The organism is Qipengyuania gaetbuli, from assembly GCF_009827315.1.
GTDB lineage: Bacteria > Pseudomonadota > Alphaproteobacteria > Sphingomonadales > Sphingomonadaceae > Qipengyuania > Qipengyuania gaetbuli.
On sequence record NZ_WTYF01000004.1, the window covers coordinates 1986287 to 2011877 of the forward strand.

A 25591-nucleotide genomic window follows, 5' to 3' on the forward strand; every position below is an offset into this window, starting at 1 on the left:
CGTGCGCGCTTACTTCGGAGTCTTGCCGAGGCTGGCGCGATATTCCTCGATCGTCATGGCTTCGGCGTAGCCTTCATCTTCGGGCGCAACGCAATTGCCGGTCACCACGACATTGCCGAACATCCCGCCGCGCGATTCCGCTTTGGGCGATTCGATGCGCATGTCCGGTCCTCTCGCTTCGCAGATGTCGGCAAGTTCCGTGCCCGCCTGCTCGATGGCCGTCGAAACGCAGCCGCCCAGCACTGCCGCCAGCGGCAGGAGGAAAGCGACACTAGTAATTTTCATGATCGTTCAATTCCTTGCGCCAAGATTGGCGCCAGCGCTTGAATAATTCACGCGCTTTTCTTGGACAAGCGAATAATCAGGCCGCAGTAATTGTGGGCGGCTCCCGCGGTGATGCTTGGACGCGGTATTGACTAGAGCGTGCGGCGCATCAGGATATCGCGCTGCACATCGTTCCCGATCGTGAATTCGTGTTCGCCGAAAGCCGTGAAGCCCTGCCGCGAATAGAACTCGATCGCCTTGGGGTTTTCCTCCCACACGCCGAGCCACACGGCATCGGCTGCCATCGCTTCGGCCTGCCCGACGGCATGCTGGAAAAGCGCCTTGCCGACGCCCGCCCCCTGCATTGCTTCATCGACGTAGATGCGCTCGATCTCCAAGGTCCTGCCTTCCAACTCTTCGGTCTGGGCATTTCCCGTGTTGGTCTTGAGGTATCCGCCGATCTCGTCCCCGAACCGCGCGAAATAGAAGTGGGAGTCCGGATTGCGCAGTTCCTGCTCGAGCTGCTCCTGGGAAAACGCCCGGTCGAGGTAGATGGCGAAATCGTTGGGATTGTTTCCGGCTGCGAAAGTCTGCTCGAAGGTCCGGCGCCCGATCGCGGCCAGGGCAGAAACCTCGTCAAGCTGGACCGGCAGGATCGAGATGGCTGTCATTGATGCGGGCTAACTGCCGCATGCCGCGGCGGTCAAGCGAATGTCCGCTCCCTCACTCTTCCAGCTCGATGTCCCAGTAGAGCCAGTCGCGCCAGGTCTCGTGAAGGTAGTTTGGCGGAAACATCTTGCCATGCTGCTGCAGCTGCCAGTGCGTCGGACGGATGGGTTCGTTGTAGAGCTGCATGCCCGCCTGCTTCGGCGTGCGGCCGCCCTTTTTCATGTTGCAGGGCGCGCAGGCGGTGGCGATGTTCTCCCACGTCGTCTTGCCGCCCAGCCGGCGCGGAATGACATGGTCGAAGGTGAGATGGTTCATGTCCCCGCAGAACTGGCAGGAAAACCGGTCGCGCAGGAACAGGTTGAAGCGGGTGAAGGCGGGGAATTCGCTCGGCTTCACGTACTGCTTCAGCGCGATCACGCTGGGGATCTTCATGTCGAGATTGGGGGAGTGGACCTCGCGGTCGTAGGTGGCGATGACGTCCACCCGGTCGAGGAAGATGGCCTTGATCGCGGTCTGCCATGGCCAGAGGCTGAGCGGGTAATAGGAAAGCGGGGTGTAATCGGCGTTCAGGACGAGTGACGGACACGACTGCAGATTGCGCGTCGGATCCCCGTCCGTACTTCGGAACCTGGCGGCCCGTTCAAGCAGTTCGGCCCTGAACACTTCGGCGTTCCTCCCCGATGGCTGTGAGAATGCACTTGCACAGATACGGGTCAAGACTGTTACAGACAGGCTTTCCACAGGCTTATCCAGCGAGTCCGGTCATTTGGTAGTCACGCGCTTCGCCCCCAGTCCCAATGGTTCGCTCCACCTGGGGCACGCCTATTCGGCGGTGGTGGCACACGACATTGCCAGGGAACGCGGCGGGAAATTCCTCCTGCGGATCGAGGATATCGACGGCGTGCGCTCGCTTCCCGAAAAGCCCGACGAATTCCGCGAGGACCTCGCCTGGCTCGGGCTGGAGTGGGAGGAAGTGCCCGCCCAGTCCACCCGCCTCGTCAATTACGAGGAGGTGGCGCAGTTCCTCTTCCACGAAGGCCTGCTGTATCCCTGCACCTGCACGCGCGCAGAAATCGCCGCGCTCGAACCGCGCCTGGGGCCGGAGGGGGCCATCTATCCCGGTACCTGCAAGGGGCAGAACTTCGATCCCGAAAAGCCCGTCTCGCTGCGGCTGGACGTCGACAAGGCGCTGGCGCGGGTGGGCGAGGTCATCTGGGAAGACGAAACCAACGGCGTGATGGTCGCGGATCCGCGGGTCTTCGGCGATGTCGTGCTGGTCAGGAAGGATGCGCCGGCCAGCTACCACCTAGCAGCCACGCTGGACGATGCCGCCGACGGCGTGACGCTGGTGACGCGCGGGCAGGACCTGTTCGCCATGACTCATATCCACCGCGTCCTGCAGGAATTGCTGGGTCTGCCGGTGCCCGAATACCATCACCATCCCATCCTGCTGGACGAGACCGGGCAGAAGCTGGCCAAGCGCCGCAACTCCCCCAGCCTCGCCCAGAGGCGCAAGGACGGCGAGGACGGACGGGAACTTGCCGCGCGCCTGCGCGCTGGAGAGTTTCCGGCTGGAATTTCCCTCGCCAATGCCTAGGTAGTGCCCATGAACACCTTCTTCGTCATCCTGCTCATCGCGGCCATGGTCATGGTCGTCGTTTCACTCGTGCGCGGCGTGGTTGCTTTCCTGCAAAGCACCAAGATCGACCTCGAGAGCGGCGAACAGGTCGATGCGACCGAAATGCAGCTTAAGCAGAACCGCGCCATGATGGCGCGCGTGAAGTGGCAGGCGGTGGCGATCATCATCATCGCGATCATGCTCGCAGTCGCCAGCTAGGCGGGCTGTGGGGGTGGTAAAGCTCAACAAGATCTATACCCGCACGGGCGACGACGGGACCACCGGCCTCGTCGACGGTTCGCGCCTTGCCAAGCATGCTCCGCGCATGGAAGCGATCGGCGCGGTGGACGAGGCGAATTCCGCCCTCGGCCTTGCGGCGGTGGTGCTGGCGGGCAGCGGGCCGGGCGATACGCTTTACCGCATCCAGAACGACATGTTCGACCTTGGCGCCGACCTTGCCACGCCTGCGGGCGAGGGCGAGGATTTCGCGCCGTCCGAAATGGTCCTGCGCGTCGTTGCCAGCCAGGTCGCCTGGCTCGAACAGGCCATCGACGAGGCGAACGAACAGCTCGAGCCGCTGACCAGCTTCGTACTTCCCGGCGGAAGCGAAGCCGCGGCGCGCCTCCATGTCGCACGCGCATCCGCCCGCCGTGCCGAGCGGGCGATGGCCGCCATGGCTGCCGCAGAGCCGGTCAACCCGCAGGCGCTCGCCTATATCAACCGCCTGTCCGACTATCTCTTCGTCCTTGCGCGGCTGGCCAATGACGGGGGCAGGGCGGACGTGAAGTGGATTCCGGGCCAAAACCGCTAACTGGCCGCTAGCCAGCCCCCGACACCTTCGCTAGACCGCGCGCTTTGCTGCACGTGCGAAGGAATTTCCAAGTGACCAAGACGATCGCGATCATCGGTGCGGGCCAGATGGGCTCGGGCATCGCGCAGACCATTGCCCAGCACGGCATGCAGGTGCTGCTGGCCGATGTAAGCCTCGAAGTCGCGACGAAAGCGCACGCGGGCATCGACAAGGCGCTCGGCAAGCTGGTCGGCCGCGGCAAGATCGAAATGGCCGATGCCGAGGCGGCGCTGTCGCGCATCGCCCCGGTGGGCGACTATGCCCGCATGGACGAAGCCGAGATGATCATCGAGGCGGCGACCGAGAAGGAAGAAATCAAGAAGGCCATTTTCGAGAAGGCGGGCGAAAAGCTGGGCGCCGGTGCGATCATGGCATCGAACACCAGTTCCATCCCGATCACGCGCATGGCGAATTACTCGCCCGATCCGGCGCGCTTTATCGGCCTGCATTTCTTCAACCCCGTCCCGGTGATGGGCCTGATTGAGGTCATTCCCGGCCTCGCCACCAGCGAGGAAACGACCGCTCGCACCAAGGCATTTGCCGAGGCGCTGGGCAAGGAAGTCGTGCTGTCGCAGGACGAACCCGGCTTCGTCGTGAACCGCATCCTGCTGCCGATGATCAACGAGGCGATCTTCGTCCTCGGCCAGTCGACGGCCGGTCTCGAGGACATCGACAAGGGCTGCAGGCTCGGTCTCAACCACCCGATGGGCCCGCTCCAGCTGGCCGATTTCGTCGGGCTCGACACCTGCCTCGACATCCTGATGGTGCTGTATCGGACCACGCGTGACAGCAAGTACCGTCCCGCGCCGCTGCTGGTGAAATATGTCGAGGCCGGCTGGCTTGGCCGCAAGACCGGTCGCGGCTTCTACGACTACTCGGGCGAGGCCCCGACCCCCACGCGCTAGGAACCGCGCAGGCCGCCTGCCCGTTGGTCATGCAAAGGAGATTTTGCATGACCGATACCAAGGTACAGACCCAGGAAATGCGCCAGTCGGGCCTCGCCCCCGAAACGCATAACGACGAGCAGGACGATCACCGCTCGCAGGCGCAGGAAGTGGCCGAGCAGGCCCGTTCACTGACCTCGGAAACGCATTCGCCTACCGAGAGTGAAAAGGGCCCCAACTCCTCGGGCCTGATGGGCGATTCCACGCAGGACACCGTCGATCACATGCGCGACATGGAAAGTTCGGGCCGGATCGATATGGGCGCCTTTCGCGGCGAGCCCAACATGGACGACAATGCCGGCAAGTACGGCGAAGGCCATGACGCCGAGTTCGAAGAGGACGACAGCTAGCCGCCGAGATTTCCGTCGTTGAGGATCCAGAGGCCCGCAGTCAGCACGAGCGAGCCTGCGGCGACCGAATAGGCGAGCGCGCGGAAGTTCGGGGTTGAAATGGCCTCGAACTGGTGCGCGTCGAGCCGTTCCAGTGTGCGGCAGGCGCGCTTCTGGGCGGTAATGGCAAGCCAGCCCCCTGCAAGGATGAAGACCGTAGCGATGGCCTTTGCCAGCCACGGCGGGTCGAACGCGCCGAACACGGCCTTGAACCCTAGGCCGATGCCGATGGCGGCGAAGGATGTGCGTATCCAGCCCGCAAAAGTCCGCTCCATCGCCATGATGTTGCGGTCTTCGGCAAGGTCGGTGCGCAGTTCAGCCCACTGGGTGCTCTTGTCGGGTCTGTCGGGCGGATCGTCCTGGGACATGCCGTAGAAGCGAGCGAGAAAGGCAGGCGTTCCGGATTACTGGGCGGCGATCGGGTCGGTCGAGACCAGCGGCTCGGTATCGTTGACCAGCCAGCTCTGGTCTTCCGGCGTCGTTTCGGCGGGCGCATCGAGGCTCCCGGCTTCGGAATACCAGCTGTCGAGTTCGGGCGAGGCCTGCTGACGCGGTTGCACTTGGGCCTGCGCCGGGGCTGCGGCTGGCGCAGCGACTACGGGGCGCGCAGTGGCTTCGGCCGACTGGTCGGCAAGGCTCTGCAACATGCCCGGGTCTTCTTCGCGGCCCACCATCGCCATGACGGCGAGGAGGAACAGGCCGATCATCACGAGCTTCTTGCGCTGGGTGGTAAACAGGCTGGTTTCCATGACGCGCAACTATAGGCGCAGCGCGGTTAAACCTTCGTTGACCCGGCCTCGGCCTTGAGTTCGTAGAGTTTTTCCAGCGCCTCGCGCGGGCTTAGCGTGTCGACGTCGAGCGCTTCGAGCATCTTGCGCAAGCCGTCGTCCGCCGCTTCCGGCGCTTCGAGGCTGGCAGCGAAAAGCGGCAAATCGCCAAGTCCGGCAGCAAGTCCACCGGTTTCCAGACGGCCCTTTTCCAGCTTGTCGAGCACCGCCTTGGCCCGCCGGATGACCGGCGCAGGCACGCCAGCCAATTTGGCGACCGACAGACCGTAGCTGCGATCCGCCGCCCCCTTCGCGAGCTCGTGGAGCAGGACGAGCTCGCCCTTCCACTCGCGCGCCCGCACGTGGTGGAGCGATAGCGCATCGCAGGTGTCGGCAAGGCGGGCCAGCTCGTGGTAGTGCGTTGCGAACAGGCAGCGACACTTCAGCTGCTCGTGCACGGCCTCCACCACCGCCCACGCCAGCGCCATGCCGTCATAGGTCGACGTGCCGCGCCCCACTTCATCGAGAATGACGAAGCTGCGCTCGGTCGCCTGCGACAGGATGGCGGCGGTTTCCACCATTTCGACCATGAAGGTGGAACGTCCGCGTGCGAGGTTGTCCGATGCCCCCACGCGGCTGAACAGGCGATCGGCAAGGCCGATCCGCGCCGAGGTGGCAGGTACGAAGCTGCCAGCTTGGGCCAGCAGCAGGACCAGCGCGTTCTGGCGCAGGAAAGTCGACTTGCCGCCCATGTTCGGGCCGCCGATTAGCCACAGGCGGTCATCCGGTCCCAAGGCGCAATCGTTGGCGACGAAACGCTCGCCCGCCTTGGCCAATGCCTGCTCCACGACCGGGTGACGCCCGCCGGTCACTTCGAGGCAGGGCACGTCGAGCATTTCGGGCCGCGACCAGTCGCCTTCCACTGCCCGTTCGGCGAGCGCCGCGGACACATCGACGCGGGCAAGCGCGGCAGCAGTGGCTGCGATAGCCTCGCGCGCAGCCACGACTTCGCCGAGCAGCACCTCGAAATGCGCGTCTTCGGTAGCGAGTGCGTGGCCGCCTGCTTCGGCGATACGGGTCGCCTCCTCGTGCAGGCCGACCGAATTGAACCGCACCGCGCCTGCCATGGTCTGGCGATGAGTGAAGCCGCTGTCGGCTGCCATCAGCTTGTCGCCGTGCTTGGCAGGCACCTCGATGAAATAGCCGAGCACCTTGTTGTGCTTGATCTTGAGCGAGGGCGTCCCGGTCTCGTCGCGGTATTTCGCTTCCAGTGCGGCGATGGCCTTGCGGGCATTGCCCGAAGCTTCCCGCAGCGCGTCGAGCGAGTGGTCATAGCCGGCCGCAATGAAGCCGCCGTGGCTACGCTCGGTCGGCGGGGAGGGTACGAGCGCGCGGGCGAGGTGGTCGACCAGGGCTGCATGGCCGCCGAGGGCGCCCGTCATCCGGTGGAGCAGAGGGGGCAGGTCGGGGCTTGCGGCCAGCATGTCCCGAATGCGCCGCGCTTCGGACAGGCCGTCGCGGATCTGGCCGAGATCCCGCGGGCTGCCGCGCCCGGCGACGAGGCGGCCCAGCGCACGGCCGATATCGGGCGCCTGTCGTAACACTGCGCGCAGGTCGGCGCGAAGCAGGGGATCGGTGTGGAAATGCTGGACCGCGGCCAGCCGCTCCTCGATCGCACCCCGGTCGGCGAGCGGGGCGGAAAGGTCTTCGGCCAGCTGCCTTGCACCTGCCCCGGTCGAACAGCGATCGACACAGGCGATGAGCGAGCCTGCCCGTCCGCCGCCTTGCGCTTCGAGGATTTCGAGGCTGGCGCGAGTCGCTGCGTCCATGGCGAGATGCGCGCCGCTGCCGCGGGCGACGGGAGGCAGGAGGAACGGCAGCGTGCCGCGCCCGGCATGGTCGAGATAGGCGACCAGCCCGCCCGCAGCCGCCAGCATGGGCCGTGTGAAATCCCCGAGCCCGTCGAGCGTTGCGACGCCGTGGACCGCCTTCAGACGCGCTTCGCCTTCCTCGCTGCGGAAATCAGGGCGCGGGCGGGGAATGACCTCGGCAGGCGCACCCTCCCAATCATCGGGCGCGACGATTTCGCTTGCCCCGAGCCGCGCCAGTGCCGCGTCGAGCGCTTGCGGCGCACATTCTTCCAGTTCCATCCGCCCGGTCGAGATGTCGCAGGAAGCAAGGCCCACGCCGTCACGTACCGGCGCGATGGCGACCAGCAGGTTGGCCCGGCGCGGCTCGAGCAGCGCCTCCTCGGTCAGCGTGCCGGCGGTGACGAAGCGCACGATATCGCGTGCAACCAGCGCCTTCGACGTCGGTGTGCCTTCGCGCTTCGCCCGCTCCTTGGCCTCGTCGGGCGTTTCGGTCTGTTCGGCGATGGCAACGCGGCAACCCGCCTTGATCAGGCGGGCGAGATAGCCTTCCGCCGCATGCACGGGCACGCCGCACATGGGCACAGGCTCGCCCGCGTGTTCGCCCCGGCTGGTAAGCGCGATATCGAGCACGCCCGAGGCCACTTTCGCATCCTCGAAAAACAGCTCGAAGAAGTCGCCCATACGGTAGAACAGCAGCGCATTGCCGGCCTCGCGTTTCAGCGCGAGATATTGCTGCATCATCGGGGTAGGCTTGCCGGACATGGGACCGGCCTAGCGAGGGGCTTGGCGATTCGGGAGTCGGCGGAAGGCGCCTTTCCCCTATGACTTCTCAGAAAATGCCCTTAGGGCGGGGCCGGATAGAGACAAGGACGCACATGGACGACGAGAAACCGACCGCATTCACCACGCGCGAGGCGCTGTTCTACCACGAGACCATCCGTCCCGGTAAGATCGAGATCATCGCATCGAAGCCGATGGCGAGCCAGCGCGACCTGTCGCTTGCCTATTCGCCAGGCGTCGCCGCGCCGGTGGAAGCGATTGCAGCCAATCCGCAGGATGCCGCGAAATACACCGCGCGCTCGAACCTCGTCGCGGTGATCTCCAACGGCACCGCCATTCTCGGCCTCGGCAATCTGGGCGCACTGGCTTCGAAGCCGGTGATGGAAGGCAAGGCCGTCCTGTTCAAGCGCTTCGCCGATGTCGATTCCATCGATCTCGAACTCGACACCGAAGATCCCGACAAGTTTATCGAGGCGGTCGCGCTGATGGAGCCGAGCTTCGGCGGCATCAACCTCGAAGACATCGCCGCGCCCGAATGCTTCATCATCGAGCAGGCGTTGCGCGAACGCATGAACATCCCGGTCATGCATGACGACCAGCACGGCACCGCGATCATTTCCGCCGCCGGACTCATCAACGCCTGCCACCTGACCGGCCGCAAGCTCGAGGACGTGAAGATGGTGGTCAACGGGGCGGGGGCCTCGGCGCTCGCCTGCACCGCGCTGATCAAGTCGGTCGGCGTGCGCCACGAGAACGTGATCGTGTGCGACCGTTCGGGCCCGATCTACCCGGGGCGCGATGGCGTCGACCAGTGGAAGAGCGCGCATGCGGTCGAAACCGAGGCCCGCAGCCTCGAAGAAGCGCTCGAAGGTGCCGACGTCTTCCTCGGCCTGTCGGCAGCTGGCGCACTGAAGCCCGAATGGGTCGCGAGGATGGCGGACAAGCCGATCATCTTCGCCATGGCCAATCCGGTGCCGGAAATCATGCCCGAGGACGCCAAGGCGGTCCGCCCCGATGCGATCATCGCCACCGGGCGCAGCGACTATCCCAACCAGGTCAACAACGTGCTGGGCTTCCCCTTCATCTTTCGCGGCGCGCTCGACGTGCAGGCGACCGCGATCAACGAGGAAATGAAGATTGCAGCTGCCCGGGCCATCGCGGAACTGGCGCGCGAACGCGTGCCCGAGGAGGTGGCCGCCGCCTACGGCGTGACCCACCAGTTCGGCGAGGAATACATCATTCCCGCGCCCTTCGATCCGCGTCTCATGGAAGTCGTCTCCAGCGCGGTCGCGCAGGCGGCGATGGATTCGGGCGTCGCGCAGGCCCCGATCGAGAACATGGAGGAATACCGCCACAAGCTGAAGGCGCGCCTCAACCCCACCACGGCCGCGCTGACCAATATCTACGAACTCGCCAAGGCCAATCCCAAGCGCATGGTCTTTGCCGAAGCGGAAGAAGAAGTCGCGCTGCGCGCCGCGATCCAGTTCCGCGATTTCGGCTATGGCGAACCGATCCTCGTCGGTCGCACGGAGAAGGTGCGCGAGAAGCTGGTCGAACTGGCGGTGGAGGATCCGGACGACTGGATCATCGAGAACTCGGCTGTGTCGGACAAGGTCCCGGCCATGGTCGACTATCTCTACAAGCGCATGCAACGCCGCGGTTATACCGAGCGCGACGTGGGCCGCATGGTCAACCAGGAGCGCAACGTCTTTGCTGCTCTGCTGGTGGCGCTGGGCCATGGCGACGGGATGATCTCGGGCCTTACCCGCACCTTCGCGCAGACCGCGCGCGAGGTTGGCCGTGTCCTCGATGCAAAGCCCGGCGCAGTGCCCTTCGGCATCCACATGATGATCGGCAAGAACCAGACGACCTTCCTTGCCGACACGACCATCAACGAGCGGCCGAGCGCCGAACAGCTGGCCCACATCGCGCGCGAGACAGCTGCCGTCGCGCGCCGCATGGGGCACGAACCGCGCGTCGCCTTCATGTCCTATTCCACCTTCGGCAATCCGTCGGGCCAGTGGCTGGCAAATATCCGCGATGCGGTGGCGCTGCTCGATGCAGATCCGAACGTGAACTTCGAGTACGAGGGCGAAATGGCGCCCGATGCCGCGCTCAACCCCAAGGTCATGACGCTCTATCCCTTCAGCCGCCTGTCGGGTCCGGCCAACGTGCTGATCATGCCCGGCCTGCAATCGGCGAACCTGTCGGCCAAGCTGCTGCGCGAACTCGGCGGCGAGACGACGGTCGGCCCGATGATGATCGGGATGGAAAAGCCGGTGCAGATCGCGCCGATGACCTCGATTGCGCCCGATATCCTGACGCTGGCAGTGCTGGCGAGTGCGGGCGTGCTGGGCTGACGCCATGATCGGTTCGCAGCGCCACCTGTTCTCGATCCCGCGCGAGGTCCACTACCTCAGCTGCGCCTATATGGCGCCGCTCTCGCAGGCGGTCAGCGCGGCGATGGTGGAAGGCGCGAGGCTGAAGGAACAGCCGTGGGATTTCCGCCCGCCAGACTTCTTCCGCGTGGTCGAGGATTTCCGGTCCAAGGCGGCGGGACTGGCCGGGGTCGATGCCGATTGCATCGCCGTGGTGCCGTCCGTGAGCTATGCGATATCCGTCGCGGCGAACAACCTCTCGCTGGGGCCGGGCCGCAAGGTGGTAACGCTGGGCGACCAGTTTCCTTCCAATGTCTATCCCTGGCAGGAAAAGGCCAAGCGCGAAGGCGGCGAGGTGATTGCGGTGCAGCGCCCGTCGCAGGATTGCTGGACCGGCGCCGTGCTCGACGCGATCGGCGAGGATACCGCTATCGTTGCTGTGCCGAACTGCCACTGGGCCGACGGGCGCGTGGTCGACTTGGTGAGGGTCGGCGAACGGTGCCGCGAAGTCGGCGCCGCGCTGGTGCTGGACCTGACCCAGTCGCTGGGCGCAATGCCGCTCGATTTCCCGGCGGTGAAGCCCGATTTCGCGGTTGCTGCCTGCTACAAGTGGCTGATGGGCCCTTATGGCATCGGCATGCTCTACGTCGATCCGAAGCACCACGGGGGCGAGCCGATCGAGCACAATTGGATCAACCGCGCGGGCTCGGAGGATTTTGCCCGGCTGGTCGACTACCGCGAGGATTTCCAGCCCGGTGCGCGGCGTTTCGACATGGGCGAGAAGTCCAATGCCCCGCTGCTGATGGGGGCGGGCGCAGCGCTCGATTTCCTGACCGGTCACGGGGTCGACGCGATCGCCGAGACACTTGCCGCGAAGACACAGGCGATCGCCGACGAGGCGGCAACACTCGGCCTGGGCGCAGCGCCGCTCGGCACGCGTGCGGCGCATTTCCTCGGGCTCGAATTCCCCGGCGGCCTGCCAGCGGGGCTGCCAGAGAAACTGGCGGAAGCGCAGGTGTTCGTTTCGGCCCGCGGCCAGTCGCTGCGCGTCACTCCGCATCTCTACAATGACGAGGCGGATTCGGCGGCGTTGCTGGACACGCTCCGGCAGGTTCTCGCCTAGCTTCCCGCACGGCTCGTCGAGCGGATCTGCAAGCCGGCCGCGCGGTTAAGCCGCGCGCAAGGCGGCCTTGCGCAAAGGCCGCGCCCCAACGGGGAAAGCAGAACAAGGAATACCCAGAACATGAAGAAAATCATCGCGCTCGCCGCCATCGGTGCAGGCTTCGCAGCCGCGCCGGCCATGGCGCAGGACCAGAACGCCGCTCCGGGCGGACTCCATATCGGCGTGATCGGCGGCTACCAGGGCCTCGACGTGGATGCAGCCGACGGCAGTGCCACCGCCAGCGCCGACAGCGCCGTCTACGGCATCACGGCCGGCTACGACCTCAGCCTCGGCAGCGCCTTCGTCGGCCTCGAGGGCGAGCTGTCGACCAGCGACGGTTCGACCAGCTTCCCGGACAGCTTCGGCGGTGCGCGTGAAGGTCTTGAAGCCAACGGGCAGTATTATGTCGGCGCGCGCGCCGGCTTCGCCATCACGCCTGGCATCGCGGCTTACGGCAAGGCCGGTTACACCGCGCTCGACACCAAGGCCTTTACCGAAAGCGGTTCGCTGTCGGATCTCGACGAGAACGCCGACGGCTTCCGCTACGGCGCGGGCCTGCAGTTCCAGCTGCCCGGCGCGCTGGAAGCGAAGGTCGAATACCGCCGTTCGAAGTACAACGACCTGGCCGATCTCGACCAGGGCGATGCCACGACCGACCAGCTGGTTGCAGGTGTCGGTTTCCGGTTCTGACCGGGCAAATCTTCTGGCGCCCGTGAGGCGCTAGAACGGCAGGTCCTTGCCGGTGTAGTCGACGTAGCGAAACTCTCCTCCACCCGCGCTCTCGACTACATCGGCAAGGCCTTTCACGCTTTCATCGACGCTGGTCGGCGCATTGGGCCCGCCCATGTCGGTCTGGACCCAGCCGGGATGGAGCGCCAGCGTCGCGATGTTGCGCGGTCCGGCATCCTGCTCCGCCACGCCCTTGGCCAGCATGTTGAGCGCGCACTTGCTGGTGCGGTAGAGTTCATATCCGCCCGAACTGTCCTTGATCGAGCCCATCAGCGAGGTCATGAAGGCGATTGTCCCGCCATCCGCCACGCGGGGCAACAACGTCTTGGCCAGCCGCACCGGGCCGAAGGCGTTGGTCATCATGACCTCTGCCACTTCCTCGCCCGTTGCCTGCTCGGCCGACTGGTGGCGTGCGCCGGTGATGCCCGCATTTACGATCAGCGCGTCGAGCGGGGTGTCGAAGCCTTCGAAACTGGCAGGATCGGTCACGTCCATCGTCTCGATCCGAACACCGCCAAGGGCATGAAGTTCGTCGCTGTGCGAGCGTTCGGTCGCGATCACGTTCCAGCCGCGCGCCTTGAATTCGCGCGCGAGGCCGAGGCCGATGCCGCGCGATGCGCCGACGATGAGGATGGTCTTGCTCATGCGGATTATCCTTCTGCCGGGTAGACCAGCGTTTTGAGGTTCATGAATTCATGCAGGCCGTGGTGCGACAATTCGCGCCCGAAGCCCGATTTCTTGATGCCGCCGAAGGGCGCCTCGATCTTCGATCCGTTGACCGCGTTGAAGGTCGTCATGCCCGCCTCGATGCGGTTGGCGAAGATTTCGCGCTCTTCCTCGTCGCTGGTCCAGACAGCAGAGCCGAGGCCGAAGGGGATGGCATTGGCGATGGTGATCGCCTCTTCGATGTCCTTGGCCTGGTAGATCTGGCCCACGGGTCCGAATATCTCGTCCGTACCGGTCTCGCTGGCGAGCGGCACGTCGGTGAGCAGGCCAGCGGTCATCCACGCCCCGGGGCGATCGAGTTTCTTCGCGCCGAACAGGAGCGTGCAGCCTTCCTGCTTCGCCTTCTCGACCTGTTCGAGCACGGTGTCGCGCTGCCCTTCGCTCGAAAGCGGGCCGAGTTTCGTGTCGTCGTCCATCGGATCGCCCGGCTCGATTGCCTTCAGTGCAGCGATAAACTTGTCGGCAAAGGCGTCATGGATATCGGCATGGACGATGGTCCGCTTGCCGCAGATGCAGGACTGGCCGTTGTTCTGGATGCGCGCGAAAACCGCGTCCTCCACTGCCTTGTCGATGTCGGCGGACGGCATGACGATGAAGGGGTCAGATCCGCCGAGTTCCAGCACGACCTTCTTCAGGTGCTTGCCCGCCTGCGCGGCGACCGCGCTGCCCGCGCCCTCGCTTCCCGTGAGCGTGGCGGCGACGATGCGGGTGTCGGCGATGACATCGGCAATCGGGTCGGACGAGACGCACAGGTTCTGGAACAGGCCTTCGGGCCCGCCGGCTTCCAGCACCAGTTCTTCCATCTTGTGCGCGACGCCCTGCACGATGCTGGCGTGTTTGAGGACGCCGACGTTACCGGCAAGGATGGTGGGGGCGAGGAAGCGGACCACCTGCCAATACGGAAAGTTCCACGGCATGACGGCCAGCACCGGCCCCTGTGGCAGCCACCGCCCTTCGGCCCTGCCGCCATCGCCAAGTTCCCAGAATTCGGATTCCAGCATCGGCGGCCCGTGTTCGGCCAGGTAGGCGAACAGGCTGGCGCATTTTTCGACTTCGGAGCGCGCCTGCGTAATCGGCTTGCCCATCTCGGTCACCGCGAGCCTTGCGAGCTCTTCCTTGCGTTCGAGATAGCGGTCCGACAGCCGCGCAAGTAGCTTTGTCCGAAGCTCCACGGGGCTGGTGCGCCAGTCGCGATAGGCCCGCGTTGCCGCCTCCAGCTTCGCATCGATACCGTTCGCATCGAGCGTTTCGTATTCGGCGATGGTTTCGCCGGTGGCGGGGTTGGTGGTGGTAATCAAGAACGCGCTCCTGTGCAGGGTATGCTCCACCAATGGCCGCCCCCGCCAGGCGTTCCGGTCCTATCTGCGGCGGAAGCGAAAATACCAGACCTCGTGGCCGTAGGTGTTGCGCGCCTTGTGCTCGTAGCGCGTCTCGCACCAGCCCGACGGGCGGTTTTCCCAGCTCTGCCGGCCATCGACCAGCCATTCGAACTCGTCGGTGAAGCGGCGCATCACCATCAGCGCATGGCGCAGGTAAATCGGGTGGTCGGTGCCGAAGCGGAATTCACCGCCGGGCTTCAGCTTGTCGGCGATCATCCGCACCGGCCCGTCGTTCATCATCCGGCGCTTGGCGTGCTTGGCCTTGGGCCAAGGGTCGGGATGGAGGAGGTAGAGCATTGTCAGCCCGCCGTCGGGCACACGGGCAAGCGCCTGGAGCGCATCGCCGTGCTGGATGCGGACATTGGCCAGGCCGCCGTCGCGCACATGCGTCAGCGCCTGCGCCACCCCGTTGAGGAAGGGCTCTGCGCCGATGAAGCCGTGGTCGGGCAGCAGGTCGGCGCGGTAGGCGAGGTGCTCGCCTGCGCCGAAGCCGATTTCGAAATGGAGCGGGCGATCGAAGCCGAACAGGCGCTCGGCGGTGACCGGCCCTTCTTCGGGCACCGCGATCTGCGGCAACAGCTTGTCGACAAGCTCCTGCTGGGCCGCACGCAGGGGCTTGCCCTGGCTACGCCCGTAGAGCCGGTTCAACGTGGTCGGATCGCCTTCCTTGTGTGCAGACATGGCGCGCCCGTTAGCCGTGCCGGACGCTGCGGTCCAGCGTGTGCGCTCAGGCGAAGAGCATCCAGATGGCGACCGAGGTGGCCAGCCCCACGCCGATATTCATCGGCACGCCGATCTTCACGAAATCCCCGAAGCGGTAATTGGCCGCGCCGTAGACGAGGGTGTTGGTCTGGTAGCCGATGGGTGTGGCGAAGCTCGCGCTGGCGCCGAACATCACTGCCACGATCAGCGGGCGCGGATCGATCCCTGCCGCCTGCGCAAGGCCGATGGCGATCGGGGTCATGATGACCGCGATGGCATTGTTGGTCACTGCCTCGGTCATCACGCTGGTCACGGCATAGACCAGCAGGATCAGCAGGAAGGGGGAACTTGCGCCCATGAACGGCTGGATAGCTTGCACGATGAGCTCGATCGTGCCGGCATTGTCGAGGCCCTTGCCGAAGGCGAGCATCGCGAAGATCAGCACCAGCGTATTGCCATCGAGGCTCGCCCACGCGTCGGTCGGCTCGATGCATCGCGTCGCCAGAGCAACAGCCACGCCGGCGACCGCCAGCGCGTCGATCGGCAGGCCGAAGAGAGCTGCCCCGACGACCACGGCGGCAAGAGTGGCGATGGCGATGGGCGCCTTGTTGCGGCGGAAGGGCCGGACAGCGGTCTCGCCCACGCCCGCTAGCTGGATATTGTCCTGGAGCGATTGCAGCGCCTCCGTGCCGCTCGCGATAAGCAGGCGGTCGCCCGGCCGCACGCGGACCTCGGCCAGCGAAGGCCCGGCAAGATGGCGCGGCCGCGAGAGGCCGAGCACGCGAACTTTGAGGCGCGACAGCATGGGTATTTCGGCCAGCCGCTGCCCGACTACGGGATGCGACGCAGCGACCATCGCCTCGACGATCCGCAGGTCGCGCGGCCGGTCGGGCGCGGCGGTCGCGACACCTCCGCCGACGCCGACGAGGCCGGTGCGGAAATCGCGCGCCTCGGCAAGGGAGGCGATTTCTTCCGGGCTTCCGGCCACGACGAGCTGGTCGCCCGCTGCAAGGACTGCATCGCCCGCGTCCTTGCGCACCGGTTTGCCGCCGCGCATGATCGCCTGCACCTTGAGCCCAGGACGGCGCGAGAAGGCGGCATCCTTGATGCGCTGGCCGACATAGCGGCTCACTGGGTTCAGGATCAGGTGCGTGAGGTAGAGGTCGTCCTCGCGTTCCTCGTCGCCTACCCGCGGCCCGCGGTCGGGCAGGAGGAAGGGTCCGAACACCAGCAGTACGGCAAGGCCTGCCAGTACGGCGACCGCGCCCACCGCCGATATCTCGAAGATCCCGAAGGCAGCCTGTCCCTGTTCCTGCGCAACGCCGTCGACCAGCAGGTTCGTAGAGGTCCCGATCAGCGTCATCGTGCCGCCAAGAATGGTCAGGTAGGACAGCGGAATCAGCAGGCGCGTGGCCGAGATTTTCAACGCGCGGGCGAGGCGTTTGACCACCGGGATCATGACGATGACCACCGGCGTGTTGTTCATGAAGGCCGAAGCGGCGAGCGTGCCGACCCCGATCTCGCCCACTGCCAGCCGGGGCTTGCGCAAGGTGCGCCGCACGACCCAGCCCGATATCGCCTCCAGCGAACCGGTCCGCAGCAGCGCGCCCGACAGGATGAACATCGCCGCGATCGTGATCGGCGCGGAATTGGAGAAGGTCTCCAGCATCTGCTTGGGCGAGAGATAGCCGAGCGGCAGCATCAGCACCGCCGATACGACGGCGATGACGACCGGAGGCCTGCGCTCGAGCACGAAGGCGGCAAATGTCGCGGCCAGCAGCAGGAGCCCTATCTGGGCCGAATAGTCCGAGAGAAACGACATAGGGCCCGATCGAATTGTCTGGTTTGCAGGCGCTCAAATTCGCAGATCGCGTGGCGGGTTCCAAGCAAGATGGGCAATCGAGCCGGATAGCCAATCCATGGTGCGCAGCGCAGGGGCACGGCACCACGCAAAACGCCCGCAAGCCGGTGGCCTGCGGGCGTCTCGCTGTCCCGTCCAGGAGTAATCAGGTCAGGCGGCTTCCGCCTCTTCGTTCGGGTCGCGCAGCACGTAGCCGCGGCCCCATACGGTTTCGATGTAATTGTCGCCGCCGCATGCATGGCTGAGCTTCTTGCGCAGCTTGCAGATGAAGACGTCGATGATCTTGAGTTCGGGTTCGTCCATGCCGCCGTAGAGGTGGTTGAGGAACATTTCCTTGGTCAGCGTGGTGCCCTTACGGAGCGAGAGCAGCTCCAGCATGGCGTATTCCTTGCCGGTCAGGTGGACGCGGGCACCGTCGACTTCGACGGTCTTCGCATCGAGGTTCACGGCCAGCTTGCCGGTGCGGATGATCGACTGGCTGTGGCCCTTCGAACGGCGTACCACGGCGTGGATGCGGGCGATCAGTTCCTCGCGGTGGAACGGCTTGGTGACGTAATCGTCGGCGCCGAAACCGAAGCTGCGGATCTTGCTGTCCATCTCGGCAATGCCCGAGAGGATGAGAACCGGCGTCTGCACCTTGGCGACGCGCAGCTTCTTGAGCACGTCGTAGCCGTGCATGTCCGGCAGGTTCAGGTCGAGCAGGATGATGTCGTAATCATAGAGCTTGCCGAGATCCAAACCCTCTTCGCCCAGGTCGGTCGAATAGACGTTGAACCCTTCGGTCGTAAGCATGAGCTCGATCGCCTTGGCGGTTGTCGGCTCGTCTTCGATCAGCAGTACACGCATGGGTCTGGTCCCCCGTTGCCCCAGTTCGCGGTAACGCCCCGTCAAGAGGTGTTGCCCGTTGTTAACCACAGCAGGTCTGAACGGAAAAGGTTAACGTGAGGTAAAGTGCGTTAAGATTTTTCGGTGTTGCAGAAGAGACTCACAATGATTTCAGCTTCTTCTGTCGGCGCCGTTCCGCGCTCGACCCGATACCGATGGCCTCGCGGTACTTGGCGACGGTGCGCCGGGCGAGGTCGAACCCCTCCTTGTTGAGGAGGTCGGCGAGGGCCTGGTCGGACAGGACCTTCTTGGGATCTTCGCCATCGCACAGGGCGCGGATGCGGGCCTTGATCGCTTCGGACGAAGCGCCTTCGCCGTCGGCGGCGGCCACCCCGCTGGAGAAGAAGTACTTCATCTCGAACGTGCCGCGCGGGCAGTGCAGGTACTTGTTGCTGGTGACGCGGCTGACCGTGCTTTCGTGCATCTCGATGGCTTCGGCCACTTCGCGCAAAGTCAGCGGTCGCATGGCCGAAACGCCTTCGCGGAAGAAGCCTTCCTGCCGCTTCACGATCTCGCTCGCGGTCTTGAGGATGGTCTTCTGGCGCTGGTCAAGTGCGCGGATCAGCCAGTCGGCTTCGCCCAGCTGATCGTTAAGCCATTTGCGCGAAGCCTTGTCCCGAGCCCCGGCTTCCAGTTCCACGTAGTATTCCCGATTGACGACCAGGCGAGGCAGGCTCGCCTCGTTGATGCGGATCGTCCAGCCGGTCTTGCCGCTCGGACTGACGAGCACGTCCGGCACCACCGCCGCTTCCGCCGTCCCGCCATAACGGCAACCGGGCTTGGGATCGTAGCTGCGCAATTCGGCCAGCATGTCGGCGAAGTCCTCGTCGTCGACATCGCACAAGCGCTTGAGGCGCGCGATTTCGCCGCGCGCGAGCAGTTCCAGGTTGTCGATCATCCGTGCCATGCAGGGATCGTAGCGGTCGGCTTCCTTCGCCTGCAGCGCGAGGCATTCGGCCACGCTGCGCGCGCCGATGCCAGTGGGGTCGAGCGACTGGACCAGCATGAGGCCGCGCTCGACCTCGGCCAGCGAGGTGCCGAGCTCCTCGGCGAGGTGGCGCAATTCGGTGTGGAGATAGCCCGCCTCGTCCAGCTCGTGGACGATCCGCGTCGCGATCAGCGCCTCGCGCCCGTCATGCGCCTGCGCGCCGACCTGGTCGAGCAGGTGTTCGGCCAGCGTCGGGCCGTCCGAGCTGCGGTTCTCGAAATCGGGCAAGTCGCCTTCGCCGGCACCGCTTGTGCCTGCGCGCGCCCAGTCGCCCATGTCGCCGGGCGCCGCATCGGGATCGAGTGCGTGCTGGGCGATATCGAGCGCCCCTTCGCCATCGGGGCCGGGAGCGCTGTCGTGTTCGCCGGCTGGCTCGGGCGCATCCGCCTCGCCCGCCTCGCGGCGGGTCTCGCCGATTTCAAGCAGCGGATTGCTCTCCAGCGCTTCGGCCACGAAGCTTTCGATTTCCAGATTGGACAGCGCCAGCAGCTTGATCGCCTGCTGCAGCTGCGGCGTCATGACCAGCGATTGGGTTTGCCGGAGGTCTAGCCTCGGACCAAGCGCCATGGGTCAGCTCCGGGCGCGCGCCGTCGTCACAGCGTGAAGTTCTCGCCGAGATAGAGGCGCTTGACGTTTTCGTCCGCCACCAGCGCTTCGGGCGTGCCGGCGAACAGCACCTGCCCGCCGTAGATGATGCAGGCGCGGTCGACGATTTCCAGCGTCTCGCGCACGTTGTGGTCGGTGATGAGGACGCCGATCCCGCGGGTCTTCAAGTCCTTCACGAGGTCGCGGATATCGCTGATCGACAGCGGGTCGATCCCGGCGAAGGGTTCGTCGAGCAGCATGATCGAAGGCTTGGCGGCCAGTGCGCGGGCAATTTCGGCGCGGCGGCGCTCACCGCCCGACAGCGCCATGGCCGGGCTGGTGCGTAGCCGCTGCAGGCCGAATTCATCGAGCAGGCGGTCGAGTTCCTTCTCGCGCGTGTCGGCATCAGGCTCGACCATCTCGAGCACGCAGTTGATGTTCTGCTCCACCGTCATGCCGCGGAAAATGCTGGTTTCCTGTGGCAGGTACCCCAGGCCGAGGATCGCGCGCCGGTACATCGGCAGCTTGGTCACGTCCTCGCCGTCCATCAGGATGCGGCCTGCATCGGGGCGCACCAGACCCATGATCGAATAGAAGCAGGTCGTCTTGCCGGCGCCGTTCGGGCCCAGCAGGCCGAGCACTTCGCCCTTGCCCACGGTCAGCGAAATATCCGTAAGGACGGCGCGCTTGTCGTAGCTCTTGGCGATCGAAATGACTTCCAGCCCACCCTGCGGGATGGGCGGGGCGGCATCGTGCACCGCTTCGTTTTCAGGGCTCATGCTGACATCTGCCATGGGCCGCGCCATAGCATGGCAGGACTTGCTGGAAACCCCCGAGAACGCCTCTTTCGACGAACTGGCAGGATTCCTGCATGGACTACATTGGAACAGTCCCGCGCAATGTCTCGCGCCAAGCTTGCCAGCCTGCCGCAATTTTGAAACAATGCGAGTCGGAGAGAGAACGGGGAGAATGCCGATGGGCAAGGCGATCGAGGACAGCGCGGTGTCGGGGGCCGAACCCCACGTCCACCGCAGGGACCTGCGCAAATCGATGAGCGACAATGTCGCGATCGCGCTAATCGTCTACACCGGTCTCCACATCTTCTTCACGGTTCACGCCATGAAGGAAGGCGTGTCTTCCACCGCCCCCTATTTCGCGCTGGCGATCCTCGTCGCGCTTATCATTCCCGCCTGCCGCTGGTTCGAGAAGCGCTGGGCCGATCTCACAGACGAAGAAGCACACGGTTCGGAACTGCTCGGCGCGTTCCGCCGCGACCTCGTGCTCCTGTGGAGCCTCGCCATCGGCCTGCCGATGGTCCTGACCGGCCTGTTCAAGCTCGCCTACGCCGCTTTCGGCTGACCTTGCGGGGACGCCTCCCGCGCTCTAGCCGGACCCCGAACAGGTCCAGCGGAGTTACAATTACATGATCGATACCGACACCGCGCTCGCGCGCTGCCAGGACCTCGTCGCGCTCGCCCGAAGGATGGGCGCCGATGCTGCCGATGCCGTGGCGCGTGCCGATTCCTCCGAAAGCGTCAGCGTCAGGCTGGGCGTGCTGGAAGAGGTGGAACGGTCCGAAGGCGAGGAGATCGGCCTGCGCGTCTTCGTCGGCAAGCGCTCCGCCTCGATCCACACCAGCGATTTCGCGCCCGAGGGCCTTCGCGCGCTGGCCGAACGTGCGGTCGAGATGGCGCGACACGCGCCGGAAGACGCCTATGCCGGGCTTGCCGGGGCCGACGCGTTGATGACCGGCGAAGTGCCCGACCTCGACCTTTCCGACGATAGCGAACCCGGCCCCGAAAAGCTGCGTGAGATGGCGCTGGCGGTGGAAGATGCCGCGCGCGCCGTCGAAGGCGTGACGAACAGCAATGGCGGGGGCGCGAGTAGTGGCCGTTCACTGGTCGCGCTGGTCACGTCGGAAGGGTTCTCGCGCGGGTATTCGGGTAGCGGCTTCTCGCTTTCGGCCAATGTCATCGCGGGCGAAGGCAGCACGATGCAGACCGATTACGCCACTCGTAGCGCGCGGCATTTCGCCGACCTGCCATCCGCTGCCGAAATCGGGCGAGAGGCGGGCGAGCGGGCCGTGGCGAAGGTCGGTCCCGGATCGCTGCCCAGCGGGCCGATGCCGGTGGTCTTCGATCCGCGTATCGGTGCAGGCCTGCTCGGCCACCTCGCCGGTGCGATGAGCGGACCGGCCATCGCGCGCAAATCTAGCTTCCTCCTCGGGCGCGAGGACGAGGCATTGTTCGACAGCGCGATCCGGATCGTCGAGGACCCGCTTCGCGCGCGGGGCCTGCGCTCTCGTCCTTTCGACGGCGAGGGTGTCGCCTGCACGCCGCGCAATCTGGTCGAATGCGGACGCATCACCGGCTGGCTGACCAATGTCGCCTCGGCCCGGCAATTGGGGCTTGGCCTGACGGGTCATGCTGCCCGGTCGAGCGGCGGGGCTCCCGGTGTCAGCCTTGCCAACGGGCACCTCGAGGCGGGCAGCGTCACGCCAGCCGAACTCATGGCCGATATAGCGGACGGACTTTATGTCACCGGACTCTTCGGGCAAGGAGTGAACATGGTGACGGGCGATTACAGTCGCGGCGCAACGGGCTTCCGCATCCGCAATGGCGAGATTGCCGGGCCGGTTGCCGAAATCACCATCGCCGGCAATTTGCTCGACATGTTCCGTGCAATGATCCCGGCAAACGATCTCGAAATGGACCGCGCGATCAACGTGCCGACAATCCGCATCGACGGCATGACGGTGGCCGGCGAATGAGGGCGCTCCTCGCCTCGCTCGTGCTGCTTTCGGCGACGCCAGCGAGTGCGATCCTGCCCGAGCTTTCGCAGGAAGGCAGCGAGGCCGCCGCCCCTGTCGAGGCGCCTGTCCAGCAGATCGACGATACGATCGACGAGGGCGCGGACGACAGAATTGCAGAGCGGATTCGCGGCATCTTTGCAGAACTCCCGGCCTTTTCGGAGGTCGAGGTATCGGTCAGCCAGGGCGTCGTCTCGCTCGGCGGCACGGTCCCGCGTCAGGAAGACATCGCCCGCGCCGAAGCGATCGCAGGGCGCGTGTCGGGCGTAGTGACGGTAGAGAACGACTTGCAGCGCGACCTGTCCATCTCCACGCAGGGCGAAGGTCTGTTGAGCCTGGCCGACCGCTGGTCCGGCTTCGTCGCGATGCTGCCGCTGATTGCGCTGGCGCTGGCCGTTTGGGGCGTGATCTCCCTGGTCGGCTACATCATCGCCGGGCTGGGCGTGCTGTGGCATAAAATCACGCCCAACAGCTTCCTTGCCGAACTCATCGCCAGCGCCATCCGCTTTGTTTTCATCGTGGGCGGCCTCGTGGTGGCGCTCGATATGGTCGGGGCGGGCGCGCTGCTCGGCGCGGTGCTGGGCGGGGCCGGCGTCATCGGCCTCGCGCTCGGCTTTGCGCTGCGCGATACGATCGAGAACTACGTCGCCTCGCTGATGCTGTCCTTACGTCAGCCCTTTCGCGCCAACGACTGGGTGCAGATCGACCAGCTGGAAGGCCGCGTTATCCGCCTGACCAGCCGCGCGACGATCCTCATGACGCTCGACGGCAATCATTTGCGCATCCCCAACAGCCAGGTGTTCAAGGCGGTCATCACCAATTTCACCCGCAACCCGAACCGGCGCTTCGAATTCGACCTCGGCGTGGATGCGGACGACGATGCCCGCGCGGCGCGGCAGCTCGGTCGCGATACGCTGGCGGCGCTCGACTTCGTGCTCGACGACCCGCCTGCCGAAGCGCGGATTATCGAAGTGGGCGATTCGAACGTGGTGATCCGCTTCCTCGGCTGGATCGACCAGACCAAGACCGACTGGTGGAAGGCGCAGAGCCAGGCGATCCCGGCGGTGAAGGACGCGCTGGAAGATGCGGGCTTTGGCTTGCCGGAGCCGATCTATCGCCTGCGGTTCGACCCGCGTTCGGCGACACTCCCGTTCGAGAACCGTGCGGAAGGCACGAGCGAGAAGGAACAGCAGGCGGCGAAGAAAGTGGGGCAGGTCAGTTCCGCGCCGCCCGAAGAGGACGTTCGTCCGGTCGACGAGATCGTCGAGATGGTCGAACAGGAACGCCGCCAGGCGGGCGGCGAGCAGGACAAGGACCTGCTCGACCGCTCACGCCCGGTGGAATGAGTTACTTGCCCGCTTCGTAACGCTCGATCGCTTCGATCACGATCTTGCGCGCTTCTGCGGCATCGCCCCAAGCGCCGACACGGACCCACTTTTCGGCTTCCAGGTCCTTGTAGTGGGTGAAGAAGTGCTCGATCTGCTGGAAGATGATGGACGGAAGGTCCTTCGTCTCGCCGACGTCCGAGTAATAGGGGAACGTCGTGTCGACCGGCACGCAGATCAGCTTTTCATCGCCGCCATGCTCGTCTTCGAGGTTGAGCACGCCGATCGGGCGGGCACGAACGACGCAGCCCGCGATGAAGGGCGAGCGCGAGATGACCAGCGCGTCCAGCGGGTCGCCATCGGGCGACAGCGTGTGGGGCACGAAGCCGTAGTTCGCCGGGTAGCGCATCGGCGTGTGCAGGATGCGGTCGACGAACAGCGCGCCGCTTTCCTTGTCGAATTCGTACTTCACCGGTTCGCCGCCGGTGGGCACTTCGATGATGACGTTGAGGCTCTCGGGCGGATTGTCGCCAACGGGGATCTTGTCGATGCGCATGCGCTACTCTTCTAACTAAGTTTAGGTTCGCCCCTCTCCCCAGAAAGACTTCGCGGCGCGCCCTAGCGCCTTGCGAAGGATTGCGGAAGGGGGACGATAGTCCTAATCGCGGCGCCCATGTCGAAAACACCACAGGCCATTCGCGGCACGCAGGATATCTTCGGTCCCGATGCGGAAGCATTCGCTTTCGTCGTCGAAACCTTCGAGCGCGTGCGCAAGCTCTACCGCTTCCGCCGGGTCGAAATGCCCGTGTTCGAGAAGACCGAGGTGTTCAGCCGCGCCATCGGTGAGACGACCGACGTGGTCTCGAAGGAGATGTATTCCTTCGATGACCGCGGCGGGGAATCGCTCACCCTGCGCCCCGAATTCACCGCCGGCATCGCGCGTGCCTATCTGTCGAACGGGTGGCAGCAGCATGCGCCGCTCAAAGTTGCCACGCATGGCCCGCTGTTCCGTTACGAGCGCCCGCAGAAGGGCCGTTATCGCCAGTTCCACCAGATCGATGCCGAAATCCTCGGTGCGGCCGAACCGCAGGCCGATGTCGAATTGCTCGCCATGGCCGACCAGATCATTCGCGAACTGGGGATCGAGGGCGTGACGCTCCACCTCAACACGCTGGGCGACGGCGACAGCCGCGAAGCCTGGCGCGGCGCGCTGGTCGAGCATTTCCGCGCCGTGAAGGACGAACTGAGCGAAGATTCGCAGGAGCGGCTCGAAAAGAATCCGCTGCGCATCCTCGACAGCAAGGACCCGCGCGACAGGCGGTTCGTGGCCGATGCGCCGAAGATCGACGCGTACTTGTCGGACGATGCTCGCGCTTTCTTCGATGCCGTCACCGCGGGTCTCGATGCGGCAGGGGTTAAGTGGACGCGCGCGGAAAGCCTCGTGCGCGGCCTCGATTATTATCGCCACACCGCCTTCGAATTCATTCCCGACGAAGGCAGCGAGGCAGCCGGCAAGCTCGGCAGCCAGAGCACCATCCTCGGCGGCGGACGCTATGACGGGCTGATGGAGAGCCTCGGCGGAGCGCCCACGCCTGCGGTCGGCTGGGCTGCGGGGATCGAGCGCCTGGCGATGCTGGTCGGCGACAAGGGCGAACCCAATGCGGACGTCATCGTGGTGGTCGAGAATGACGATCTCATCCAGCGCGCGATCGCGGCCATCGGCAAGATCAGGGCCGGCGGCCATTCTGCCGAACTGATGGCGAGCGGAAGCCCGCGCAAGCGCTTCGACAAGGCGGTGAAGGCAGGGGCCGACAAGATCGTCGCCTTCGATCTTCGCGACGGCGTGGAACACGTGCGCATCAAGGCGGACGACCATGCGCGCAGTGCCATCGAGAAGCTGCTCGACTGAC

General features: G+C 65.3%; 26 protein-coding genes. 12 read left to right on the top strand and 14 right to left on the bottom strand.

The window, feature by feature from the left end:
• Positions 1-9: 9 nt before the first annotated feature.
• The 3 genes from GRI42_RS12310 to GRI42_RS12320 form a co-directional block, all read right to left on the bottom strand.
• Complete coding sequence (locus tag GRI42_RS12310) at positions 10-285, bottom strand: hypothetical protein (protein ID WP_160608765.1); 276 nt, start codon at positions 283-285, stop codon at positions 10-12.
• 131 nt (positions 286-416) lie between these two features.
• Entirely contained in the window at positions 417-935 is a 519-nt protein-coding gene (locus GRI42_RS12315; protein ID WP_160608766.1) for a GNAT family N-acetyltransferase, read from the bottom strand.
• Positions 936-987: 52 nt separating this feature from the next.
• Positions 988-1596, bottom strand: coding sequence for an HNH endonuclease (locus GRI42_RS12320; RefSeq protein WP_160608767.1), 609 nt, complete (start codon positions 1594-1596; stop codon positions 988-990).
• Between the two features lie 103 nt (positions 1597-1699).
• On the opposite strand from GRI42_RS12320, the gene gluQRS reads away from it, so the two are divergent.
• The 5 genes from gluQRS to GRI42_RS12345 all read left to right on the top strand — a co-directional run bounded on the left by gluQRS (position 1700) and on the right by GRI42_RS12345 (position 4695).
• A complete protein-coding gene (gluQRS, locus tag GRI42_RS12325; protein ID WP_160608768.1) occupies positions 1700-2530 on the top strand; it encodes a tRNA glutamyl-Q(34) synthetase GluQRS in 831 nt (276 codons plus the stop codon).
• 9 nt (positions 2531-2539) lie between these two features.
• Positions 2540-2770, top strand: coding sequence for an HIG1 domain-containing protein (locus GRI42_RS12330; RefSeq protein ID WP_160608769.1), 231 nt, complete (start codon positions 2540-2542; stop codon positions 2768-2770).
• 13 nt (positions 2771-2783) lie between these two features.
• Positions 2784-3362: a cob(I)yrinic acid a,c-diamide adenosyltransferase gene (locus tag GRI42_RS12335; RefSeq protein ID WP_160608770.1), complete on the top strand. Its 579-nt coding sequence runs from the start codon at positions 2784-2786 to the stop codon at positions 3360-3362.
• Between the two features lie 71 nt (positions 3363-3433).
• On the top strand, positions 3434-4306 hold the full coding sequence (locus GRI42_RS12340) for a 3-hydroxyacyl-CoA dehydrogenase NAD-binding domain-containing protein (RefSeq protein WP_160608771.1): 873 nt from the start codon (positions 3434-3436) through the stop codon (positions 4304-4306).
• 47 nt (positions 4307-4353) lie between these two features.
• Positions 4354-4695: a hypothetical protein gene (locus GRI42_RS12345; RefSeq protein WP_160608772.1), complete on the top strand. Its 342-nt coding sequence runs from the start codon at positions 4354-4356 to the stop codon at positions 4693-4695.
• Here GRI42_RS12345 and GRI42_RS12350 read toward each other — a convergent pair.
• From GRI42_RS12350 to mutS, 3 genes are read right to left on the bottom strand one after another with little or no spacing between them, the layout of a single operon-like run.
• Positions 4692-5102 (bottom strand): YidH family protein, encoded by a 411-nt coding sequence (locus GRI42_RS12350; RefSeq protein WP_160608773.1) that lies wholly within the window; start codon positions 5100-5102, stop codon positions 4692-4694. The genes GRI42_RS12345 and GRI42_RS12350 overlap by 4 nt on opposite strands.
• A 36-nt stretch (positions 5103-5138) precedes the next feature.
• A complete protein-coding gene (locus GRI42_RS12355) occupies positions 5139-5483 on the bottom strand; it encodes a hypothetical protein (protein WP_160608774.1) in 345 nt (114 codons plus the stop codon).
• A gap of 26 nt (positions 5484-5509) precedes the next feature.
• A complete protein-coding gene (gene mutS / locus GRI42_RS12360) occupies positions 5510-8134 on the bottom strand; it encodes a DNA mismatch repair protein MutS (RefSeq protein ID WP_160608775.1) in 2625 nt (874 codons plus the stop codon).
• Between the two features lie 113 nt (positions 8135-8247).
• Between mutS and GRI42_RS12365 the strand changes: the two genes are divergently transcribed.
• From GRI42_RS12365 to GRI42_RS12375, 3 genes are all read left to right on the top strand, one after another.
• The gene (locus GRI42_RS12365; RefSeq protein ID WP_160608776.1) at positions 8248-10512 is read left to right on the top strand and encodes an NADP-dependent malic enzyme; all 2265 of its coding nucleotides are present in this window, start codon (positions 8248-8250) and stop codon (positions 10510-10512) included.
• On the top strand, positions 10493-11653 hold the full coding sequence (locus GRI42_RS12370) for an aminotransferase class V-fold PLP-dependent enzyme (protein WP_325065334.1): 1161 nt from the start codon (positions 10493-10495) through the stop codon (positions 11651-11653). Before GRI42_RS12365 ends, GRI42_RS12370 begins: the two co-directional genes overlap by 20 nt.
• Positions 11654-11773: 120 nt before the next feature.
• Positions 11774-12382, top strand: a complete 609-nt coding sequence (locus GRI42_RS12375) for an outer membrane protein (protein ID WP_160608778.1) — start codon at positions 11774-11776, stop codon at positions 12380-12382.
• Positions 12383-12412: 30 nt separating this feature from the next.
• Here GRI42_RS12375 and GRI42_RS12380 read toward each other — a convergent pair whose 3' ends face one another.
• The 7 genes from GRI42_RS12380 to lptB all read right to left on the bottom strand — a co-directional run bounded on the left by GRI42_RS12380 (position 12413) and on the right by lptB (position 20326).
• A complete protein-coding gene (locus tag GRI42_RS12380) occupies positions 12413-13066 on the bottom strand; it encodes an SDR family NAD(P)-dependent oxidoreductase (protein ID WP_160608779.1) in 654 nt (217 codons plus the stop codon).
• A gap of 5 nt (positions 13067-13071) precedes the next feature.
• Positions 13072-14445: an NAD-dependent succinate-semialdehyde dehydrogenase gene (locus GRI42_RS12385; protein ID WP_160608780.1), complete on the bottom strand. Its 1374-nt coding sequence runs from the start codon at positions 14443-14445 to the stop codon at positions 13072-13074.
• 60 nt (positions 14446-14505) lie between these two features.
• Positions 14506-15207, bottom strand: coding sequence for a tRNA (guanine(46)-N(7))-methyltransferase TrmB (gene trmB, locus GRI42_RS12390; protein WP_160608781.1), 702 nt, complete (start codon positions 15205-15207; stop codon positions 14506-14508).
• A 46-nt stretch (positions 15208-15253) separates the two neighbouring features.
• The gene (locus GRI42_RS12395) at positions 15254-17050 is read right to left on the bottom strand and encodes an SLC13 family permease (protein WP_160608782.1); all 1797 of its coding nucleotides are present in this window, start codon (positions 17048-17050) and stop codon (positions 15254-15256) included.
• Between the two features lie 189 nt (positions 17051-17239).
• Positions 17240-17935 carry a response regulator transcription factor CtrA gene (gene ctrA / locus GRI42_RS12400; protein WP_160596098.1) on the bottom strand — a complete coding sequence of 232 codons (696 nt, stop codon included), beginning with the start codon at positions 17933-17935 and terminating at the stop codon, positions 17240-17242.
• 139 nt (positions 17936-18074) lie between these two features.
• Positions 18075-19529 carry an RNA polymerase factor sigma-54 gene (rpoN, locus tag GRI42_RS12405; protein WP_160608783.1) on the bottom strand — a complete coding sequence of 485 codons (1455 nt, stop codon included), beginning with the start codon at positions 19527-19529 and terminating at the stop codon, positions 18075-18077.
• Positions 19530-19555: 26 nt separating this feature from the next.
• On the bottom strand, positions 19556-20326 hold the full coding sequence (lptB, locus tag GRI42_RS12410; RefSeq protein ID WP_224832686.1) for an LPS export ABC transporter ATP-binding protein: 771 nt from the start codon (positions 20324-20326) through the stop codon (positions 19556-19558).
• A gap of 190 nt (positions 20327-20516) precedes the next feature.
• Here lptB and GRI42_RS12415 point away from each other — a divergent pair, with 190 nt between their 5' ends.
• From GRI42_RS12415 to GRI42_RS12425, 3 genes are all read left to right on the top strand, one after another.
• Entirely contained in the window at positions 20517-20906 is a 390-nt protein-coding gene (locus GRI42_RS12415; protein WP_315899672.1) for a hypothetical protein, read from the top strand.
• A 64-nt stretch (positions 20907-20970) separates the two neighbouring features.
• A complete protein-coding gene (locus GRI42_RS12420) occupies positions 20971-22317 on the top strand; it encodes a TldD/PmbA family protein (protein ID WP_160608785.1) in 1347 nt (448 codons plus the stop codon).
• Positions 22314-23702 (top strand): mechanosensitive ion channel family protein, encoded by a 1389-nt coding sequence (locus GRI42_RS12425; protein ID WP_160608786.1) that lies wholly within the window; start codon positions 22314-22316, stop codon positions 23700-23702. Before GRI42_RS12420 ends, GRI42_RS12425 begins: the two co-directional genes overlap by 4 nt.
• 1 nt (position 23703) lies before the next feature.
• Here the strand turns inward: GRI42_RS12425 and ppa are convergent, their stop codons facing one another.
• Positions 23704-24237 (bottom strand): inorganic diphosphatase, encoded by a 534-nt coding sequence (gene ppa / locus GRI42_RS12430; protein ID WP_160608787.1) that lies wholly within the window; start codon positions 24235-24237, stop codon positions 23704-23706.
• A 117-nt stretch (positions 24238-24354) separates the two neighbouring features.
• Here ppa and hisS point away from each other — a divergent pair, with 117 nt between their 5' ends.
• Entirely contained in the window at positions 24355-25590 is a 1236-nt protein-coding gene (gene hisS / locus GRI42_RS12435) for a histidine--tRNA ligase (RefSeq protein WP_160608788.1), read from the top strand.
• The last annotated feature ends 1 nt before the right edge of the window (position 25591 follow it).

Excerpts from the sequence above, each read along its gene's own strand:
- GRI42_RS12310 (WP_160608765.1), bottom strand. The coding sequence starts at position 285 with ATGAAAATTACTAGTGTCGCTTTCCTCCTGCCGCTGGCGGCAGTGCTG.
- GRI42_RS12315 (WP_160608766.1), bottom strand. The coding sequence starts at position 935 with ATGACAGCCATCTCGATCCTGCCGGTCCAGCTTGACGAGGTTTCTGCC.
- GRI42_RS12330 (WP_160608769.1), top strand. The coding sequence starts at position 2,540 with ATGAACACCTTCTTCGTCATCCTGCTCATCGCGGCCATGGTCATGGTC.
- GRI42_RS12345 (WP_160608772.1), top strand. The coding sequence starts at position 4,354 with ATGACCGATACCAAGGTACAGACCCAGGAAATGCGCCAGTCGGGCCTC.
- GRI42_RS12350 (WP_160608773.1), bottom strand. The coding sequence starts at position 5,102 with ATGTCCCAGGACGATCCGCCCGACAGACCCGACAAGAGCACCCAGTGG.
- GRI42_RS12355 (WP_160608774.1), bottom strand. The coding sequence starts at position 5,483 with ATGGAAACCAGCCTGTTTACCACCCAGCGCAAGAAGCTCGTGATGATC.
- mutS (WP_160608775.1), bottom strand. The coding sequence starts at position 8,134 with ATGTCCGGCAAGCCTACCCCGATGATGCAGCAATATCTCGCGCTGAAA.
- GRI42_RS12365 (WP_160608776.1), top strand. The coding sequence starts at position 8,248 with ATGGACGACGAGAAACCGACCGCATTCACCACGCGCGAGGCGCTGTTC.
- GRI42_RS12375 (WP_160608778.1), top strand. The coding sequence starts at position 11,774 with ATGAAGAAAATCATCGCGCTCGCCGCCATCGGTGCAGGCTTCGCAGCC.
- GRI42_RS12380 (WP_160608779.1), bottom strand. The coding sequence starts at position 13,066 with ATGAGCAAGACCATCCTCATCGTCGGCGCATCGCGCGGCATCGGCCTC.
- trmB (WP_160608781.1), bottom strand. The coding sequence starts at position 15,207 with ATGTCTGCACACAAGGAAGGCGATCCGACCACGTTGAACCGGCTCTAC.
- GRI42_RS12395 (WP_160608782.1), bottom strand. The coding sequence starts at position 17,050 with ATGTCGTTTCTCTCGGACTATTCGGCCCAGATAGGGCTCCTGCTGCTG.
- ctrA (WP_160596098.1), bottom strand. The coding sequence starts at position 17,935 with ATGCGTGTACTGCTGATCGAAGACGAGCCGACAACCGCCAAGGCGATC.
- rpoN (WP_160608783.1), bottom strand. The coding sequence starts at position 19,529 with ATGGCGCTTGGTCCGAGGCTAGACCTCCGGCAAACCCAATCGCTGGTC.
- lptB (WP_224832686.1), bottom strand. The coding sequence starts at position 20,326 with ATGAGCCCTGAAAACGAAGCGGTGCACGATGCCGCCCCGCCCATCCCG.
- GRI42_RS12415 (WP_315899672.1), top strand. The coding sequence starts at position 20,517 with ATGCCGATGGGCAAGGCGATCGAGGACAGCGCGGTGTCGGGGGCCGAA.
- GRI42_RS12420 (WP_160608785.1), top strand. The coding sequence starts at position 20,971 with ATGATCGATACCGACACCGCGCTCGCGCGCTGCCAGGACCTCGTCGCG.
- GRI42_RS12425 (WP_160608786.1), top strand. The coding sequence starts at position 22,314 with ATGAGGGCGCTCCTCGCCTCGCTCGTGCTGCTTTCGGCGACGCCAGCG.
- ppa (WP_160608787.1), bottom strand. The coding sequence starts at position 24,237 with ATGCGCATCGACAAGATCCCCGTTGGCGACAATCCGCCCGAGAGCCTC.
- hisS (WP_160608788.1), top strand. The coding sequence starts at position 24,355 with ATGTCGAAAACACCACAGGCCATTCGCGGCACGCAGGATATCTTCGGT.